General features: G+C 63.9%; 13 protein-coding genes. 3 read left to right on the top strand and 10 right to left on the bottom strand.

What is annotated here, in order from left to right; translation table 11 throughout:
- Nucleotides 1-12: 12 nt before the first annotated feature.
- The 4 genes from ACLRDN_RS15585 to speB all read right to left on the bottom strand — a co-directional run bounded on the left by ACLRDN_RS15585 (nt 13) and on the right by speB (nt 3,806).
- Nucleotides 13-825, bottom strand: coding sequence for an ABC transporter substrate-binding protein (locus ACLRDN_RS15585; protein ID WP_413457032.1), 813 nt, complete (start codon nt 823-825; stop codon nt 13-15).
- Nucleotides 826-886: 61 nt separating this feature from the next.
- A complete protein-coding gene (locus ACLRDN_RS15590) occupies nt 887-1,951 on the bottom strand; it encodes an isopenicillin N synthase family dioxygenase (RefSeq protein WP_413457033.1) in 1,065 nt (354 codons plus the stop codon).
- 2 nt (nt 1,952-1,953) lie between these two features.
- The gene (locus ACLRDN_RS15595; protein WP_413457034.1) at nt 1,954-2,847 is read right to left on the bottom strand and encodes a sugar phosphate isomerase/epimerase family protein; all 894 of its coding nucleotides are present in this window, start codon (nt 2,845-2,847) and stop codon (nt 1,954-1,956) included.
- A gap of 8 nt (nt 2,848-2,855) precedes the next feature.
- Nucleotides 2,856-3,806, bottom strand: coding sequence for an agmatinase (gene speB, locus ACLRDN_RS15600; RefSeq protein ID WP_209535471.1), 951 nt, complete (start codon nt 3,804-3,806; stop codon nt 2,856-2,858).
- 166 nt (nt 3,807-3,972) lie between these two features.
- On the opposite strand from speB, the gene ACLRDN_RS15605 reads away from it, so the two are divergent.
- Entirely contained in the window at nt 3,973-4,869 is an 897-nt protein-coding gene (locus tag ACLRDN_RS15605) for a LysR family transcriptional regulator (protein WP_252695147.1), read from the top strand.
- A gap of 42 nt (nt 4,870-4,911) precedes the next feature.
- Here ACLRDN_RS15605 and pbpC read toward each other — a convergent pair whose 3' ends face one another.
- The 3 genes from pbpC to ACLRDN_RS15620 form a co-directional block, all read right to left on the bottom strand.
- Nucleotides 4,912-7,200 carry a penicillin-binding protein 1C gene (pbpC, locus tag ACLRDN_RS15610; protein ID WP_413457035.1) on the bottom strand — a complete coding sequence of 763 codons (2,289 nt, stop codon included), beginning with the start codon at nt 7,198-7,200 and terminating at the stop codon, nt 4,912-4,914.
- Entirely contained in the window at nt 7,200-13,091 is a 5,892-nt protein-coding gene (locus ACLRDN_RS15615; RefSeq protein WP_413457036.1) for an alpha-2-macroglobulin family protein, read from the bottom strand. The genes pbpC and ACLRDN_RS15615 overlap by 1 nt, the downstream gene beginning before the upstream one ends.
- A 104-nt stretch (nt 13,092-13,195) precedes the next feature.
- Nucleotides 13,196-14,077, bottom strand: coding sequence for a LysR substrate-binding domain-containing protein (locus tag ACLRDN_RS15620; protein ID WP_413457037.1), 882 nt, complete (start codon nt 14,075-14,077; stop codon nt 13,196-13,198).
- Between the two features lie 134 nt (nt 14,078-14,211).
- Between ACLRDN_RS15620 and ACLRDN_RS15625 the strand changes: the two genes are divergently transcribed.
- Nucleotides 14,212-15,393, top strand: a complete 1,182-nt coding sequence (locus ACLRDN_RS15625) for an MFS transporter (RefSeq protein ID WP_034332515.1) — start codon at nt 14,212-14,214, stop codon at nt 15,391-15,393.
- A gap of 15 nt (nt 15,394-15,408) precedes the next feature.
- Nucleotides 15,409-16,506, top strand: coding sequence for an SDR family oxidoreductase (locus tag ACLRDN_RS15630; protein WP_413457038.1), 1,098 nt, complete (start codon nt 15,409-15,411; stop codon nt 16,504-16,506).
- 96 nt (nt 16,507-16,602) lie between these two features.
- Here ACLRDN_RS15630 and ACLRDN_RS15635 read toward each other — a convergent pair whose 3' ends face one another.
- From ACLRDN_RS15635 to ACLRDN_RS15645, 3 genes are read right to left on the bottom strand one after another with little or no spacing between them, the layout of a single operon-like run.
- Nucleotides 16,603-17,133, bottom strand: a complete 531-nt coding sequence (locus ACLRDN_RS15635) for a phosphoribosyltransferase (RefSeq protein ID WP_034332511.1) — start codon at nt 17,131-17,133, stop codon at nt 16,603-16,605.
- Between the two features lie 53 nt (nt 17,134-17,186).
- Nucleotides 17,187-18,500 carry an adenylosuccinate synthase gene (locus tag ACLRDN_RS15640; protein ID WP_088753376.1) on the bottom strand — a complete coding sequence of 438 codons (1,314 nt, stop codon included), beginning with the start codon at nt 18,498-18,500 and terminating at the stop codon, nt 17,187-17,189.
- A 3-nt stretch (nt 18,501-18,503) separates the two neighbouring features.
- Complete coding sequence (locus tag ACLRDN_RS15645) at nt 18,504-19,664, bottom strand: ATP phosphoribosyltransferase regulatory subunit (RefSeq protein ID WP_310835763.1); 1,161 nt, start codon at nt 19,662-19,664, stop codon at nt 18,504-18,506.
- Between the last annotated feature and the right edge of the window lie 231 nt (nt 19,665-19,895).

The raw sequence follows: 19,895 nt of genomic DNA on the forward strand, positions 1-19,895 counted from the left end.
TCAAGGTCGACGTTACTTGGCTACCGCCACGGGCTCAAGATCGTATTTCTTGAGGAGGGCTGCGTACTCACCGCTGGCATGGCCTGCTGCCAGCGCTTTCTGCAAGGCCTGGTACAGGGCGGTATTGCCCTTCTTGACGTAGATGCCCAGCGTCTGCGGATACACGAGTGCCGGCGAACTGATGACGATACGGCCCTTGCTGCGCTCGGCCAGCATCTTGGCGGCACCGGCGATTTCCATCTGGGCCTGGATGTTCTTCGACAGCAGGGCCTGCGAGGCTTCCGGCGCGGTCGGGAATTCGCTCACGGCCACGGCCGGCTTGCCCTGGGGCACACAGTATTCGGCCGAGAGTTTTTTCAAGGCGTTGACCCAGCTGGTGCCGGCCTGCAGGCCGACCTTGAGGCCGCACAGGTCGTTTTCGGTCTTGGGCGTCACGCCACCATCCTTGGCCACCATGATGGCCGCGCCGGTCTTGCCGTAGGCAATGGCATCGGCCTGGGCAGTGCGCTCGGGCGTGATGTACATGCCGGAAATGACGGCATCGAACTGGCCGCCGCCCAGACCCAGGATCAGGCTGGGAAACTTGGTGTCGACAAAGGAGGGCTTGAGCTTCAATTCCCGGCCGAGCATCTCGGCCATGTCCGGATCGAAACCGACGACCTTGTCGCCTTGCCAGGATTCGAAGGGTGGATAGGTGATTTCCATGCCGACCTTGAGCTGGCCGGGAACCAGGGTCTGTGCGAACGCTGCCACCGGCAGCATGGCTGACAGGGCCAGCGTGAGCAGGTTGCGCTTGAACGAAATGCGGCGGAGGGGATGGGTCATGGCGCGGGACTCCTTCTGTGAGCGGGCTGGAGAAAAGAAAAATGGAAAAAAGGACGAGAACTCAACTGCCGGCCGGCGTCCTGGGCCGGGCATAACCAAAACTGCCGGGCTTCAATGCCTCTGCCGACATCGCCAACTCGCCCGCTTCCACCTTGCGTTTGAGGTAGGTATAGGTCTGCTGGGCCTGCGAATACATGTGCTCGCCGATGGACAGTTCGCCGTAACTGGTAGCGCCGTCAGAGCCGCTGGCAAACTGCGGCAAGGGCCGGATACGCGTGTGATAGTCGCAGGCGAAGAACAGCGGGAAGGAATAGCGTTCCTGCTGCACCTTGCGCACGCGGTGCGAAGTGGCGGGAAAGGCGCCCGCGGTCATCACTTCGAGCATGTCGCCGATATTGATGACGAAAGCTTCCTCGCCGGCCACCGAACAGGGTGGCGCGTCGATCCAGGCGCCCTGGTCGTTCATCACTTCCAGGCCGGGCTGATCGGCCAGCAGCAGGGTGAAGCATTCGTAATCCGTGTGGGCACCGATGCCGGGCGCATCGACCGCTTCCAGGTCGACCGGATAATGAATCAGCCGCAGCTTCGAGGGCGGACAGGTCACCAGGGACTCGAAGGCATCCTCGGGCTGGCCCAGTGCCAGCGCAAAGCCACGGAACAAGGTGCGGCCAAGCGCGAACACCGCCTCGTAATAGCGGGACACGGCCGCCTTGAAACCCGGCAGCTCGGGCCATTTGTTGTTGCCGATCAGGGGCGTGCCGGCCAGCACCAGCGGATGATCATCGGGCACCTCGAAACCGATGTCGAAGGCTTCCTTGTGATCGGGCCGGCCCTTGGAATAGACCTCTTCGCCCTCAGGCACATAACCCTTGTGGCCCCAGGCGTCGCCGATGTAATAGCGCATCTTCCATGGCATCGGCTGCGCGAACAGCGCGCGGCTGGCCTCGCGCAGGCCGGCGATCAGCTGCGGATCGATCCCGTGGCCGGTAATGTAGAAAAATCCGACCTCGCGCGCCGCCGCTCCCAGCTGGTCGGCAACCGCCTGGCGCTGTGCCGGCTCGTCACCATAGAGGCCGCTGATATCGATCACGGGCAAGGCCGTGAAATTGCGCTGTCCGGTGTGCATGTTCAAACTCCTGCGGTAGAAGGCGACTGCGTTGATGACGAAAAACCGATGCCGTGCTGTTGTGACCAGCGTGCAAAATGCGCGCGCTCCTGCTGCGCCATCCAACGATTGAGCTGCCACAGGTCAGCCACGGGGCTGCGGGTATAGGGCAGCAGATGCAGATAGCCGTCCGGACCGAACTCCGGCGTGAGCGTGCTGATGGCATAGCCGCTGGCGTGCTGGAAGGACCAGACCGTCTCCCAGATGCGCTGGTGAAACGCCAGCTCGGGCGCGTATTCGGGTGCAGCCGGATCGGGGACCTGCGGCCCCTGCGCATAGCCCACGCGCGCCTGCACATGGTGTACACGCTCAAGGAATGGCGTAAGGTCATCCAACGGGTCATCCAGCAAGCGCTCGCAGACCACGACCCAGTGGCTGATGTCGGCGGTGTAGCGCAGCCGGGGCAGCTGGCGCACGATGTCCAGCGTGATCCAGGGACTGTAGAGCGAACTGGCGCGATGGGTCTCGAAGCTGCAGGACACGCCCGCATCATCGGCCAAGTCCTGCGCCCGTCCCAGGAAATCGACTTGTTCCGCCAGGGGCCAGCGGTCGTTGCCGGCCAGCAGGTTCACGAAACGGGGCTGCAGTTCCGCCGCCGCGTCGAAGGCGCGCGCCAGGTGCTGCAAATGCACTTCCGGCCGGTCGGCCTGGCGCGGAACGACGTCCACTCCGCTGAAGACGATGGCGATGTAATCCAGCGCCTCGGCCTGCAGGCGATCGCGCAATGCGCGCCGCTCCTGCAGCGCCATCGGCAGGCGGGCTTCCAGGCCAGTGCAGCCGGCCTCGCGCAGTTCGGCCACGCAGCGGCTCCAGGGTTCCTGCATGCCCCAGCCGCTGCGAAAGATCTTCAGCTCCATGGCGGGCCTCAGCGGTAGGTCACGCCGGGCAGCACACACAGCATTTCGTAGAGCAGGTTCGCGCCCAGCTGCGAGGTATTGCCGCTCACGTCATAGGGAGGCGAGACCTCCACCAGATCACAGCCAACAAGGTTCATGCCACGGCAGCCACGTACGATTTCCAGGGCCTGGATGGAAGTCAGCCCGCCCACTTCGGGGGTACCGGTGCCGGGTGCCCAGGCCGGGTCGATGCCGTCGATGTCGAAGCTCAGGTAGACCGGACCGGCGCCGATCTGGGCGCGTACTTCTTCCATCAGCGGCGCCAGCGAGCGATGCCAGCATTGCTCGGCCTGTACCAGGCGGAAACCCTGGTCCACGCCCCATTGGAAATCGCCGCTGGCGTAGCCTTGCGCGCGCTGGCCGATCTGCACCACCCGCTTGCAATCGAGCAAGCCCTCTTCCACGGCGCGGCGGAAGGTGGTGCCGTGGGCGATCTTCTCGCCAAACATGTCGTCGTTGGTGTCGGTATGGGCATCGACGTGCACCAGGCCCACCGGGCCGTGCTTGCGTGCAATGGCGCGCAGGATAGGCAAGGTGATGGTGTGGTCGCCGCCCAGCGTAAGCGGAATGACGGGATGCGCCAACAGGCCGTCATACGCTTCTTCGATGACGCGGACCGATTCGAGCAGGTTGTAGGTATTGATGGCGACGTCGCCGATGTCGGCCACCGACAGGGAATCGAAGGGCGCGGCACCGGTGGCCATGTTGTAGGGGCGGATCATCACCGATTCCGCACGGATCTGGCGCGGACCGAAGCGGGTCCCGGCGCGCAGGGAGGTGCCGATATCGAGCGGCACGCCGATGAAGGCCGCATCCAGTCCCTCGGCACTGTCCATCGCAGGCAGGCGCATCATGGTCGAACGGCCGGCAAAGCGCGGCATGTCGTTGCCGCTTTGGGGCTGGTGGAAGACTTTGGACATTGCGTATCACCCTTGTTCTGGCAGCAACAGCAGGCTGCGACGAAGCGAATATACAATGGCCGATAGTTATCAAAAGATAGCTGTAATCAAATAATAAGTTGTTAGAATTTGAAACTTATTGCGGGCACTGAACGCGCGCCCTCCTCCACGCAAAGACGATTTATCCATGACCCCAGGCATCGATTTCAAGTTGCTGCGCATATTCGCCGCAGTGGTCCGTCACCAGGGATTCGCCCGGGCCCAGCAGGAGCTGAACCTGACGACCTCGGCCATCAGCACCTACATGGCCCAGCTGGAAAGCGATGTCGGTTTTACCGTCTGCCGGCGTGGCCGGGGTGGCTTCGCGCTCACGGACAAGGGTGAACTGCTGCTCTCGGAAACGCTGCGTGTGCTGGGGGAGGTGGACAGTTTCGAACGCTATACCCAGTCGCTCAAGGGCGAACTGGGCGGCACGCTGACGATAGGGGTGCTCGACACGACGGTGACCGATCCCTCCCTGCCGATGGCGGAGGCCATCGGCGTCTTTTCCAGCAAGTTTCCGGGCATGCACCTGAACCTGCTCATCCGCAGCCCCTACGAACTGCAGAAGGGCTTGCTGGACAATGACCTCGACATCGCGGTGGGCTTCTTCCCCGCCAAGGCCAACGGCCTGGTCTATCAGCCGCTCTACCGCGAGCAGCAATGGCTGTATTGCAGCGACCGGCACCCCTGCTTCCAGCAGCGCAACCTGCGCGCCTCGGCCGTCTCGGAAATGAGCGTGGTCAGCCGCAGTTACTGGAGCCAGACCGAGCTGAGCCGGCACGGTTTCAAGCGCAGCGTGGCCACGGTGGAAAGCATGGAAGCGCAGTTGATCCTGATCCTCTCGGGCCGCTACATCGGCTATCTGCCGGAGCACTATGCGCAGTCATGGGTCGAGCAGGGACGATTGAAAGTCTTGCTGCCTTCCGAGTTTGGCTACCAGTCGCAGTTTTCCCTGGTGCTGCGCCGGGGCCGCAGCCGCGAACTGCCTTTGCAGGCGATGCGCGAACTGCTGCAGACCGGCAAGCGCGGCAGCAAGCGCTAGAACTGCGCCTGCTGCAATCTGTGCAGGGTGCCGCCGTGCGCTTTATTTGCGCGCCGTCCCTCCTGTCTTGGGTTCATTGCGCACTACCGCACCCCGGACCTCGAAGCGCACGCTATCGAGCGCCTTGCCCTGCTTGTCCTGCAGCACCAGCACATGCTTGCCGGGCCAGGGCATCCAGTCGAAGTCCAGGGCTTCTTCCCCAGCGGCCGTGAAGTTGGCCGCCACCTTCTGCGCCTGTACCCTGCCCGCCTGCATGACCTCCAGCGGCATCATCTTCCCATCCAGCACCCAGCGGCTGCCGGCAGGCGCGCCCTGGGCGCGGAAGCGGATGCGCTGGCGCGCCGGCGGGATATCGGGGTCCAGCGCAGCGAGCATGCCTGTGGTGGGGTAAGTGATGGCCGGACGAATATCGCGCGCATGCGCCAGGCGGATCTCCGCCTGGGCGGTGCCCGGTAAAAAATATTCGGTGCGCGCCGCTTCCACATCCTGCTCGTAACGGATCATCTGCGCTTGCACACCAGCCGGTTTGGCGGGTGGTCCATTGCCCGCTTCGCGTGCGCCGTTGCGGCCACGTTCATGGAGATATTGCATGACTTCCTGCCACACCGGTGCCGCACCGGTCACGCCGGACACGTCCCACATCGGCGCGCCAGAAGCGTTTCCGACCCATACCCCTACGGTATAACGCGAGGAATAACCGACACACCAGTTGTCGCGCATGTCCTTGGAAGTGCCGGTCTTGACCGCCGTCCAGATGCGGGTGGACAGCGCATTCTCCAGGCCGAAGGTCCGCGCGCGCGCACTGCGGTCGGAGAGGATGTCGCCGACGATGTAGGCCGCATCGGCGTCCATCACCTGCGTGGCGCGCGCTGGCGTGCGCGCTTCATCGAGCCGCGTACGCAAAGGTGTATGGCGTCCCTGGTTGGCCAGTACGCGATAGGCATTGGCCAGGTTGGCCAGCGTGACGTCGGCGCTGCCCAGCGCGAGGCTGTAGCCGTAGTAATCACCGCTCTCGCGCAGGTTGAAACCCAGCGCCTGCAAGCGACGGAAGAAGCGCTCGGGCGTGACCATCACCAGCGTGCGCACGGCAGGGATATTGAGCGAGGAACCCAGCGACGTGCGCAGGCTCACCAGTCCCTTGTATTGCTTGTCGTAGTTCTGCGGAATGTAGAGCCCGGCCGAGGTGGCCAGGTTGACCGGAGAATCATCCAGCAGGGACGCGGCCGTCAGCCATTTCTTTTCGATGGCCAGTTCGTAGAGGAAAGGCTTGAGCGTCGAGCCCGCCTGCCGCTGCGCCACCACCCCATCCACATTGGCGGCTGCCGACAGCGGGCCGCTGGAACCGACCCAGGCCATTACGTCGCCGGTGGCATTGTCGATGACGATGACGGCACCATCCTCGATGTTGCGCTCGGCCAGTCCGGCCAGTTGATGACGCAGGGCTTGCGTGGCAAAGCGCTGCAAGGGCGCATCCAGCGTGGAGCGCAGTTGCTGTCCGGGGGCATTCAACAGCTTGCGGGCCAGATGCGGCGCAAGCTGCGGTGAATCACTCGTCCCCGGCAAATCTCGCTTGGCCGACACGCGCGCCAACGCCAGCTCGGTGCGGCCATCCATGCCGCTGCACTGCTCGCCTGCCCCCTCTTCCTTGAGGATGGCGCAGGCACGTTCGGCCACGCGGCGTGGCGTCGCATTGGGCGCACGGATCAACGCGACCGCGATGGCCGCCTCGCCCTGGTCGAGTCCGCTCGGATGCTTGCCGAACATCACGCGCGACAGGGCATGTACGCCCACCAGCTCACCCCGGAAGGCCACCAGGTTGAGATAGGCTTCCAGGATCTGGTCCTTGCGCCAGTTGCGCTCCAGCGATTGTGCAATCCACGCCTGCGACACTTTCTGCGTGAGCGAACGCGCACCGGACTTGCGGCGCAGATCGTCATAGATCAAACCCGCCAGTTGCATCGTGATGGTGGAGGCGCCGCGTGTCTTCGTATTCCACAAATTGCCCCAGGCCGAGGCTGCCACAGCGCTCCAGTCGATGCCACCGTGCTGGTAGAAGCGCCGGTCCTCGGAAGCGACCAGGGCATGCCGCAGCGCCGGGGATACGTCTTCCACTTTGACCCAGGACAATTTGCGCTCGTCCATGTTTACGCGCATGCGCTGCAACAGCTCGCCATTGCGGTCCAGCAGGCTGGCTTCCGATGGCAGGAAGTCGCGCTGCACTTCGCTGAACGACGGTACGGCACTGGCTGCCGTGGGCATCAGCAGAGCCAGTACCAGCGCGCTGATCGAAACCAGCGCGCCGGGCCGGAGGGTGCATGCGGCCATGCGCATCACTGCGCCGCCTTCACGACCAGCTTGCCATTGGGGACTTCACCGAACATTTCCGGCGCATACATCGCTTCCACGCGTGTGGGCGGCAGGTTGAATTCACCCGCATTGTTCAGGCGCACCGTGTAGCTGATGCTGGTGCGGCCCTTGGGCATGGCCTCGTAATACGCGCGATAGGCTTCGAAGCTGCGCTCTTCATAGGCCAGCCAGCCCATGCCACGGTCACGCGGGGCCTCCTGCTTGCCCTGCGCAATGGCCGAGTCGCGGCCCAGGCCGGAACCCAGCAGGGTCGCACCGCCCGGCACCGGATCGCTGACCACGACCCAGGTCATCTCGGCTTGCGCGTCGATGTCCAGCGTCACGCGCAGCACGTCGCCGCGTGTATATACACCGGCCTGCTTCTGCTCGATGGCCTCGACCTTGCGGGTGATGCGATAGCCAGCAGCAAAAGGCTGCTTCAAGGGGATCGCTGCCAGGCTCTGCAATGTCACCCAGGGCTTGCCGTTGCCCTCTTGCGCCAGGCGCACGCTGCCACCCTGCGCACTGCCTTCCGGCCAGGGCAGCTGCAGCTTGCCGCCGTTGGCGGCACCGCTCCAGGCCAGGCTCTGGGTGCCGGTGCTGGTGCCGTTCTGCTCCAGCGTGGCACGGGTGGTGCCGGTAACAGGTTCGGATTCAAACTTTCGAGCGAATTTCTCCAGCGCCAGGCTGCCCCAGACGTTGGCCGTGGTGGTGCTCCAGTGACCGCGCTGCTGGCGGCCGATGGCACCTGCGATCAGACGCGGCAGGTCCTCGCGCCAGGCCGGGTTGTTCAGCTCCAGCAGGATCAGGCGGTTGGCATTGGCATCGGCGCTGCTCATGAGCCACCACCAGTAGTCACCCTCTTCATTTGAGAAGCCCATGCGCGTACCCTGGAAGTTCAGGCGGGCGCGCAGGATCTGGTCGGCTTGCTCCAGCTTCTTGTCGCGCTCGGGGATGGCACTCACACGCTGCAGGATGCCGATCCAGTCCAGCAGGCCCGAGGTCGGCCAGGCATTGGGATTGATCTGGATCGAGCCCAGCATCGCGGGCTGCACGCGGTTGTAGCGGGACAGCGCTTCGAGGGCGGCCAGCTTGCGCACGTCCAGGTCCTTCTGCGGCGACCAGAAATCGCGCATCACCTTGCCCTCCACGAAGGCCGCGAGGCCATCCAGCATCTTGTCGCGGCTGGCTTGCGGGATGGCATAGCCGGCTTCGTTGGTGGCCGCCAGCAGATAGGCCGTCAGCGTGTCGCTGCCGCGGCGCGCGCCACTGTCGCTGGGCGGGAAGTAATACGCCAGGCCGTCGCCATCCAGATAGGTCGGCAGGTCGGCCACGATCTTCTGCCATGCCGCTTCATCGCGCAGGCCGATGGCCTTGGATGTCTTCTGCTCCAGGCAGGCGAAAGGATAGTTGACAAAGTAACGCGTGAGCGCATCGCTGCCACCGGCCAGGCTGGGCTTGAGCGAGAGCGCCAGGCCGCCGCGTCCCGGCAGGCCGTCGGCGGGTCGTGCGACGTTGATGGCGGCACTCTTGTCGAGCTGGAACAGCGTGGCCTGCTGCACCGTGACCGGCACGGCCGGGACGACGCGCTGGGTGAACTTCATCGCATCTCGCGCTTTCTGGCCGCCCTGCTCCTGGGCGCTGATTTCCCAGGCCAGCTGGCTGATGCCTTCCGGCGTCTGCACCGGCCACATGACCTCGGCCGACTGTCCGGCAGCAATCTTCACCTCGCGTTCAGGCAGTGTCAGCGCGCCCGCTGTGGTGCTGCCTTGCGCACGGGCAGCGACTTTGATCGTCATATCGTGCGTGGTGGTGTTGCGTACGGTGACGCTGCCGTTGAAGTTGTCGCCCTCGCGCACCAGTGGCGGCAGGCCGGAGATGACCTGCACATCCTGCGTGGAACGGATGCTGATGCTGCCGGTGCCGAAATCGCTGATGCCATTCTCCGCAATGGCGACGATGCGGAAGGAAGTCAGCGCATCATTGAGCGGCACATCCAGCTGTGCCCTGCCCTCGGCATCCAGGGTGACATTGGGCTTCCATACCAGCAAGGTATCGAACAATTCACGCGTGGGCGCACGGCCACCGCCCCCGCCAGCAGGCGTGGCCTTCTTGCCGTAGTGGCGCTTGCCGACCACCTGCATCTGCGCCGTCGAGGTCTCCACCCCATAGCTGCGCCGTTGCAGCATGGCGCGCAGCACATCCCAGCTGCCATTGGGTTGCAGTTCCAGCAGTGCTTCATCGACGGCGGCCAGGGCGAATTCACCACCGGCGGCGGGCTTGCCGTTGGGCAGTTTCACTTGCACTTGCACCTTGGCCGTGGCACGGATGGGATAAGCCGGCTTGTCGGTACTGACAGCCACTTGCAGACGATGGCCAGCGTCACCCACATTGACTTCGGCGATGCCGAATTTCCAGGCCGGCTTGGAGAGATCGACGATGGGGCCCGGTCCCTGGTATTCGCGGAATTCATGCCACCAGTTGATCGGTTCCTTCCAGCCCCAGATGAAGAAGGAATACCACGGCACCTCGCGCATGCGGCCGCGCACGGCCAACACCGACACATACACGTTGGGACCATACTCGGCCTTCATCGGCACGCTGATGGTGGGGTCCTGGCCGGACAGCTGCACCACGCGCGTATCGATCACGCCTTCACGCTCCACCGCGACCAGCGCGGTAGCGTAGCGGAACGGCATGCGGACCTGGAAGTTGGCGGTCTCGCCGGGTTGATAATTCTTTTTCTCGGGCAGGATGTCGATGCGGTCCTGGTTCTCGCCATCGAACCAGACTTCGCCGCGTCCGGTGACCCACACCGAGGAACGGGCGGCAGCCGCATTGCCATTGCCATCCTTGGCGCTGGCGATCAATTCCACATTGCCCGCTTCGGACAATTCGGTATCGCAGCTGAACATGCCGTGCTGGTCGCTCTTGCCGGAGCAGAGCTTGCCGAGATCCTGCTTGCTCTCGTCGTTTTCATAAGCGTAGAAGCCGCCAACCATGCGCTTGCGGTGCGAATTGGTCTTGCGCGCCAGGCCACGGATTTCCACTGGCACGCCGGCTTGCGGCTGGCCTGCGGTATTGAGGGTGACGGCGGTGAGCGTGAGCTTCTTCTTCACCGAAACCCAGTTGCCGGTGCGCAGGCCCACCACCACCGCCGACGGCCACAAGGGCGTGACGTTGGAGATGGTCTGCACTTCGCCATTGGGATCGCTGTAGGTCATCTCGGTGAGCAGTTCCTGCGGGAGCTGCAGCGCGGGCAGCTTGCCGATGACGGCGCGGCCGGCGCCGTTCTTGTCGAGCGTGACGGCGAGTTTGTCGGCGACGATCTTCTGGTCGTCGGCATTGCTGTCCTCGTCATTACGCGGAGCATCGAAGGAGAAACCGTCGTAACCCGCAATGTTGACAAAACGTGACCGCAGCAAGGACGACACCTGCACCGCCTGGTTGGCGGCGGCGCCGCCATTGATGTAGTTCAGTTGCAAATCCAGCGACATTTCCTTGATGGCCACTTGCGCGCCCTTGGGTGGCGTGATGCGTCCCTGCATCAGGGGCAGGCGGAATTCCTCCACGCGGAAGCTACCCGTGACATAGGTGCCACGGCCGTATCCCGCTTCGTTTTCGCCGTCATCGGACTGGCCATTGGCATTGCTGCTGGCAGCGGGATCGACCGTACCCTGGTCGAGCACGACCTCGTAGCTGCCCAGCTTGGCTTCCTTGGGCAGGGTGAAGCTGGTCTCGGCGCTCTTGTTGCCGCGCCAGTTCAGCGCGAACTGGTATTGCTGGCCGCTACCGAGATGGCTGATGCGCACCCGCGTAGGCAGGTCTTCCTTGCGCATGAGGCCGAAGCCCTGCATGGTCTCGGTGCGGATCACGTGCTTCATCGAGACCGTCTCGCCGGCACGGAACAGCGTGCGGTCAAAGATGGTGGTGGCGCGCGTGGTAGCCGACTTGTCCGTGTCGGTGGGCAAATTGAAACGCCAGGATTCGATCCCCTCGTTCCACGAGGTCAGCGCAAAGGCCATGTCCTGACGGCCCTTCTCATCAGTCTTGCGCGCGCTCACGAAGAGGCCGCTGATCTTGTCGGCGTTCTCCGCGCTGTAGCCGCGGTTGACGCAGGCATCTTCCAGCACCGGCATTATGGCCACACCGCTGGCGTTGGTCTTGCCCTGCCAGAGCTGGGTGCCGTCGCAGTTGGAGACGCGGATCTCGGCATCGGCGACCGGTTTGGCATCATCCAGCCGGGTCACCCAGACTGCGCCATTGGCGCGGCCCAATTTGACGTGCACCGACAGGTTGGTCACCAGCGCGCTGGTGCGCACATACATCGGCTGCGGCTTCCCTAGAAGCGATGCGCCCAGCTTCTGGGATTCCAGTTCGACCACGTAGAAGCCCGGATCCTTCAGGGGAATGCCGATCACTTCAAAGGGCCATTCGCCCTCCTTGGCGTCCTTCTGCGCCGGCAGATCGAGTTTCTTCGCACCGGGTTCCTTGGCCAGCAGGCTGACGCTGCGCGTATCCACCTTCTTCGGATCGCCCCATTTTTCGTGATATTTGTTCAGGCGCGTGAGCCAGGCGATGACGGCCTTGTCGCCATCGACCTTCAGGTCGGCGACCTGGCCGGGCATGGCGCGGCCATCCTTGCCGCGCACCAGCAGCCCGGCTTCCACCCGGCGCAGCGTGACCGGCAGCGTGGGCTCAGCGTTGAGCTCGATGATGCCAAAGGGGGCGGCCGGGAATTTGGCCAGCGGCGGGAAATCCGCCAGCGCCGATTTCAGCGGGAACGCACCCGCATTGGCCAGGCTGCGCCCGTCTTCATCCTTGAAGCCGGAAGGCAGGCTGATGGTGAAGTCGGATTTCTCCGGGAACGGCGGCTTGAAGCGCAGCTCGCGCACAGCTTCATCCTTGTCTCCTTCCAGGGTGGGCTTGATCTTGCCGGTGGTGGCGTTCATCACCACCTGCTCGGCCAGCTTGCGCGGCACCGGAGCCGAGAACGACAAGGTAACCGGCAGGATCGGCGAACAGGCCGCATTGGCGTTCTCGCGCTGGCACGACAGGCTGGCGGCGAATTCGCTGCGCACCTGGAAATTGAAGACCTGCGGCTTGGAGGTCACGATGGAAGACGCATTGGCAGCGGCAATGCCGCGATCCCACACCAGCTTGACGTGCGCCTCATTGGGCAGGCGCTGCTGGCACTGCACGATGGTCACCGACGCCGGGTCCGCGCCCTTGGCGAACTGCTGCAGCAAGGCCTTGCGATCCGCTTCGCCAACGGCCTTGGTGGGGATGCGTTCATTGATGCCTTCGGCTTCGCAATACAGGTGTTCGCGTACCGTGGCCTCGGTGGCCGGCCCGTTCTGGAACAGGATGAAGGCCTGGTCTTCCGCAATCTGTGCGCCGCTGTAGGGTTCGACCCGGCTCACCGCCGGGCCGCCGGTGCTGAACTGGAAGCGGGTCTTGCCGCCGACCGTATTGCCGGCGACGGAACGCGCATCGGCGCGCAAATTGAAACTGCAGCGGGTACCGGGCGGCAGGTCGCGTTCAAAGTCGTAGACCCAGTTCTTGTCATCGGCCCAGCGCGCCGTGCCGCTGACGGCGCAATCGGCATCGAAGGGCGAGGCTGCCTTGGGGTCGCCGAACTTGACCATCGATTCCGAGAAGCGCGCCCGCACCTGGCGGATGCGCTGCACTTCGCCCTGCGGCGAAAAGGACAGCACGCTGGCATTGGCCGCATGCGCAGCCGGTGCGGTAAGCGCCGTGGCCGTGCCCAGGCTGAGCAAGGCCGCGCCGGCCAGCAGCAGCCCTTGCAGCGGTGCGCGGCAGATCGCCGCGATCGATGGACGGCCTGTGGCCATGCCGTTTTCCGTTTGCTTCATCTTGTTCTCTCCGGATCAATCTTCTCGTGATGACAGCCACAGGATCCTTCCCCCTTGCGGCAGTGCTGGCGCTCAGACTGGAATAACGGCAAAACGTTTCCGATTTACAGCTTGCATTGCAAAAAATCGAGGAAACAGCTGATGCGCCGGGACAGCTGGGTGTTGTGGTAATACACGGCCGAAATCTTCTGGCGGAAGCCGCTATCGTAATGATCCAGCACCCGCACCAGCCGGCCTGCCGCCAGGTCGGACCCGGTCATGAAGTCGGACAGGCAGGCGATGCCCTGCCCCTGCAAGGCCAGATGGCGCAGGGTTTCACCGCTGGAGGCGCGAATCGCCGGACGCACCTGGTAGCGGTCTCCAGCGGTGTGGCGCAGCGGCCAGTGATTGAGGCTGTCCGGCTGGGAAAAGCCGATCAGCTGATGTTGTTCCAGAGCTTCCACCGATTCCGGCGCGCCGTGGCAGGCCAGGTAATCGGGACTGGCCACGATGTTCAGGCGCGCCGAACTCAGGGGCCGCGCATGCAGGGTGGAGTCCTGCAACTCGCCGATGCGGATGGCGATGTCGGCGCGCTGCTCCACCAGGTCGATGAAGCGGTCATTGGTGGTCAGCTCCAGTTCGATGTCCGGATAGGCCGCGCGGAAAGCCCCTACATGCGGAACAATACAATGCAGCATGAAAGGCACGGCCGCATCCACACGCAGCTTGCCGACCGGCTTGCGGGTGCGCATGCGCACCGTGTCTTCGGCCTGCTCCATGGCGGCCAGGATGGCGCGCGCCTGCTCCAGGAAAGCCTCGCCCTCTTCGGTGAGATCCATGCGGCGCGTGGTACGGGTCAAGAGGCTCGCGCCCAGCTTCTCTTCCAGCCGCGACAACGCCCGGCTCACCCCGGACGTAGTCTGCTCCAGTACCTCGGCGGCCGCCGAGAGCGTGCCCGCCTCCACCACGGCAACGAAGGTGCGCAATTCCTCGGATTGAATGCTCATTGTTGACTCCGGATCAAATATTCTTTGATTGTAACGGCATTTTTCTCAACAAAGACTGCGCGCACAATCCTTCACATCGCTGGCAATCCATCCCGGACCGGCCGGCCTGAACCCCTCACATATCAAGGATTGCCATGCCAATTGCACTTTGGGCGCTGACCATCAGCGCATTCGCCATCGGGACTACCGAGTTCGTCATCATGGGTCTGCTGCCAGAGGTGGCGACCAACCTGGGCGTGAGCCTCTCCTCGGCCGGCCTGCTGGTGACCGGTTATGCGCTGGGCGTGTTCGTGGGCGCCCCGCTGGTGACGGCCACCACCGGACGCCTGCCGCGCAAGACCTTGCTGATCGCCTTGATGGTGGTCTTCGTCATCGGCAACCTGGCCTGTGCCATCGCGCCGGGCTATGCCACGCTGATGATCGGGCGCGTGGTGGCCTCCTTCGCCCATGGCGCCTTCTTCGGTGTCGGTTCGGTGGTCGCCACCAGCCTGGTCCCCAAGGAAAAGCAGGCCTCGGCCATCGCCCTGATGTTTACCGGCCTGACGGTGGCCAACGTGCTGGGCGTGCCCTTCGGCACCTGGCTGGGTCAGAGTTACGGCTGGCGCGCCACCTTCTGGGCCGTCACCGTCATCGGCGTGATCGCGCTGGCTGCGACCGCCGTGCTGGTGCCGCGCTCGCAAGGCGGTGAAGAAGCCGACTTCGGCAAGGAAGTGCGCGTGCTGATGCGCCCCCAAGTCATGCTGGGCCTGTTGATGACGGTGCTGGGCTTTGGCGGCGTATTCGCGGCCTTCACCTACATCGCCCCGATCCTGACCGACATCAGCGGTTTCCCGGCCTCGGCGGTCTCGCCCATCCTGCTGTTGTTCGGCCTGGGACTGGTGATCGGCAACCTGGCTGGCGGCAAGCTGGCTGACCGCAAGCTCATGGCCACCCTGCTGGGCAGCCTGGTGCTGCTGGCCGTGGTGCTGGTGCTGTTCGGGCTCACCAATGAAAACAAGATCGCCGCCATCATCGGCGTCGGCTTGATGGGCATGGCCGCCTTCGCCACCGTGCCGCCACTGCAGATGCGCGTGCTGGAAAAGGCGACCGGTGCGCCCAACCTGGCCTCCTCGGCCAATATCGCGGCCTTCAACCTGGGCAATGCGGCGGGAGCCTGGCTGGGTGGCGTGACCATCGATCATGGCCCAGGCCTGCATGCAGTGCCTTACGTGGCGGCGCTGCTGCCGCTGGCAGGGATCGCCGTGGCCCTGGTGAGCTGGAAGATGGATGCACGACCGGCCGCCCTGGCCCGTACCGAACGGACTACCCCCATCTGATTGACGGAGCCCGCCATGACCCAGACCTCCAGCACCTCCCGGCCGCAGCGCCAAACCGCCCTGGTAGTGGGAGCCCACGGCGTGATCGGCAGCCAGCTGATCGCGCACCTGCTGTCCCTGCCGCAGTGGGAGGTGATCGGCTTGTCGCGCAGGGGTGGCGAGCACCGCAAAGAGGAGCGGCTGCGCCACGTTTCGGTGGATCTGCTCGACGCCAGCGATGCCAAACGCCAGCTGGCCCCGCTGGAACAGGTCACCCACGTGTTCTATGCAGCCTATCAGCATCGCCCCGGTTGGAGCGAGCTGGTGGCCCCCAACCTGGCCATGCTGCAGAACACGGTGCAGACGGTGGAGGTCCATGCCCCCGGCTTGTGCCATATCAGCCTGATGCAAGGCTACAAAGTGTATGGCGGCCATCTTGGCCCCTTCAAGACGCCGGCACGTGAAAGCGATGCGCAGTTCATGCCGCCCGAATTCATGTTCGACCAGCAGCGCTGGCTGGAACAGCGGCGCGTCGAGTCAGGCCGCTGCTGGAGCTGGTCGGCACCACGTCCGGCGGTCGTGGGCGGCGCTGCCCTGGGCAACCCGATGAACCTGGCGCTGGCCATTGCGCTGTATGCCTGCATGAGCAAGGCGCTGGGGCTGCCGCTGCGCTTTCCCGGCAAACCGGGAGCGTACGACAAGCTGGTTGAGATGACCGATGCCCGCCTGCTGGCCAAGGGCACCGTTTGGGCCGCCACCACCGAGGCGGCAGCCAACCAGGCCTTCAACATCGGCAATGGCGACCTGTTCCGCTGGAGTGAGATGTGGCCGAAAATCGCGCGATATTTCGGCATGGAAGTGGGCACGCCGCTGCCGCTGAAACTGGCCGAGGTCATGGCGGACAAGGCGCCGTTGTGGGAAAGGATCGTCACAGCACACGGCTTGAAGCAGCATCCTTATGCTTCATTGTCGGCATGGGAATTTGCCGATTTCGTGTTCTCGTGGGACTACGACATGTTCGGAGACGGCAGCAAGGCCCGGCGCCTGGGCTTTCACGAGTATGTGGAAACGGAGCAGATGTTCTATCAACTCTTCGACACCTTTAAGGAACGCAAGATCATTCCGTGGTCTTGAAGCGTTGCACCGGTCATCAACAGACGAAAAAAAGAGCTTGCCGCGGCAAGCTCTTTTCACGTCTGACATCAGCTTCATTCAAACCAAAGCGAACGATCAGGCACCCTTCTTGATCCAGGCCGCCAGCTGATGCGGGCCCAGGCCGTCATATTCTTCGAACGGCTGGTGAATCCAGGGGTTGGTCGGCAGGTAGTCGATGTGGAAATCGGGTTCCACGACCGAGCAGGCCTTCCACCAAAGGACGGCACTCTTGATCTCGGTGACGGACGGGTAATGTTCCTTCAGGTGGACCATCACCTTCTGCAGGGTGACGCCGGAATCGACCAGGTCGTCCACCAGCAGGATGCGGCCACCCAGGGTTCCCTTGGTGATGGTGATGTACTTGGCGATGTCCAGGGAGCTGCGGATGGTGCCGGCAGCTTCCCGGTAGGAGCTGGTCGAGAGAATGGCCAGCGGGACATCGAAAATGCGCGACATCACGTCACCCGGGCGCAGGCCGCCGCGCGCCAGGCACAGCACCTGGTCGAACTGGTAGCCGGATTCGTAGACCTTCAATGCCAGTCGTTCGATCAGGCGGTTGTAGTCGTCCCAGGAGACCCAGAGGTCTTTGTCGTCAGAGATCTTCATATTGTTGATTGCTTCGTAGTGCCTTGTGCCCTTGCGGGCGATTGCGTGGTGAATTACTTGAACGGATGGCGCAGGACGATGGTCTCTTCGCGGTCCGGGCCGGTGGAGATCATGTCGATGGGCACGCCCACCAGTTCCTCGATGCGCTTGATGTAAGCGCGGGCGTTGGCCGGCAGAGCGTCCAGCGTCTTGGCGCCGACGGTGGTCTCGGACCAGCCGGGCATTTCTTCGTAGATCGGCTCGCAGGCAGCGGCTTCTTCAGCGCCGACCGGGAAGATGTCCACGGTCTTGCCGTTGAGCTTGTAGCCGGTGCACAGCTTCAGCGACTCCAGGCCATCGAGCACGTCCAGCTTGGTCAGGCACATGCCGGAGACGCCATTGATCTGCACCGAGCGCTTCAGCAGCGCAGCATCGAACCAGCCGCAACGGCGCGCACGGCCGGTCACGGTACCGAATTCATGGCCGACCGACGCCAGGTGCTTGCCGGTGCCGGCGTCCGTCGGCAGTTCAGCCGGGAACGGGCCCGAACCGACGCGGGTGGTGTAGGCCTTGGTGATGCCCATGATGTAGTGCAGCATGCCCGGACCCACGCCCGCACCGGCGGCGGCATTGCCGGCCACGCAGTTGCTGGAGGTGACGAACGGATAGGTGCCATGGTCCACATCCAGCAGGCTGCCTTGCGCGCCTTCGAACAGGATCTTGCCGCCGGCCTTGTGGATGGCGTACAGGTCGCTGGAGACATCGGTCACCATGGGCTTGATGCGCGGCACGTTGGCCAGGGCATCGTCCAGGGTCTTCTGGTAGTCCACCGGCTGGGTCTTCAGGTAGTGGGTCAGGACGAAGTTGTGGTAATCCAGGTTGGCCAGCAGCTTTTCGGCAAAGCGCTTTTCGTTCAGCAGGTCAGCCACGCGGATGGCGCGACGGGCCACCTTGTCTTCGTAGGCCGGGCCGATGCCCTTGCCGGTGGTGCCAATCTTGTCCACGCCACGGGCCGCTTCACGCGCCACGTCCAGCGCCACGTGATACGGCAGGATCAGCGGACAGGCGTCCGACACCTTCAGGCGCGAGCAAACTTCCACCCCGGCGGCTTCGAGCTTGTCGATTTCGCGCAGCAGGTCGGGCACCGACAGCACCACGCCGTTGCCGATGTAGCAAGCCACGCCTTCGCGCATGATGCCCGAGGGAATCAGTTGCAGCGCAGTCTTCTTGCCGCCGATGACCAGCGTGTGGCCGGCATTATGGCCGCCCTGGAAACGCACCACGCCCTGGGCGTGATCGGTCAGCCAATCGACGATCTTGCCCTTACCTTCGTCGCCCCATTGCGTACCGATGACGACGACATTCTTTGCATTGCTGTTCTGTAACATGACTCAACCCAAGTTTTTGATAATCCAGTTTCCATTGCTGAAATCGAGTGCGCGATCGCAATCGAATTCGTCCTGATCGTTTTCGTGGCCGGGAAGGCTTTGGATCACGATCTCTCCCGCTTGCCGCAATTGCGCTATTTTCTCACGCAGACCGGCGTCCCTGCCCCAAGGGGCGAGGATGGCGCGTTTTCGTTCTGCGCCCGGCATCAGTCGTGCCAGTTCACGCAGGTCCAGGGAGAAGCCGGTGGCCGGCCGCGCACGGCCGAAGGCTTCACCCACATGGTCGTAGCGGCCGCCGCGCACCACCGCATTGGGCAGGCCCGGCACATAGGCGGAGAACATCACGCCGCTGTGGTAATGATAGCCGCGCAGGTCGGCCAGATCGATGGTGACAGCCGCGCCCTCGTGGCCAGCCGCCAGTTCCACCAGAGCCTGCAGCTCGTCGAGCGCCTGGCCGATGCCCGGCAGCGCCGGCAAGGTGATGCGTGCACGCGCGATGACGGAAATGTCGCCATACAGGTTGGGCAGCGCCAGCAAGGCGGTACGGGTACCTTCCTGGTAGGAGGCGGTGATTTCCTTCAAGCCCGGTACATCCTTGGCCTGCAGCAGGCCAAAGAGCTGGGCTTCGTCGCGCTTGGCACCGGCATCGTTGGCGATGATGGCGCGCAGCACGCCGACGTGGCACAGGTCCAGGCGGATGGTGCGCATGCCGGCCAGGGCCAGCGTATTGAGGGCCAGTTCCTGGATCTCGGCGTCGGCTTCGATACCGGCATGGCCATAGATCTCGGCACCAATCTGGATCGGTTCGCGGGTGGCGTGCAAGCCCGTCGGGCGCGTATGCAGGACGCTGCCGGCATAGCACAGGCGGGTGACCGAGGCGCGATTGAGCAGGTGGGCGTCGATGCGCGCCACTTGCGTGGTCATGTCGGCGCGTACGCCCAGGGTGCGGCCGGAGAGCTGGTCGACCAGCTTGAAGGTGCGCAGGTCGGTATCCTGGCCGGCACCGGTGAGCAGCGATTCGAGGTACTCCAGCAGCGGCGGCATGACCATTTCGTAGCCATAGAGGCGGAAATTGTCGAGCAGGCGCCGGCGCAGTTCCTCGATCTTGCGCGCTTCGGAGGGCAAGACATCGGCGATGTTTTCGGGAAGAAGCCAGTTAGGCATAAACAAAAGTCAAAGCAGAAAAAAACGGTTTGCGTACTTGCGTGGTTCGGACAGCCAGATGATGACACGCAGCCGCCCAGACGAACAATCGGGGCGGTCCGGGAATGCCTGCCGCCCCTCTTCTTGCGCACCGGGAAAATTGCACCCCGGCACATTGTGTCCGACCAAAAAAGGAAAGATGCCCTCTACCAGCGGCATCCATCCGGTTTGCCCTGCCCGCCGGAAATGCGC

The organism is Herbaspirillum huttiense (assembly GCF_047300815.1).
Classification (GTDB): domain Bacteria; phylum Pseudomonadota; class Gammaproteobacteria; order Burkholderiales; family Burkholderiaceae_D; genus Herbaspirillum; species Herbaspirillum huttiense_A.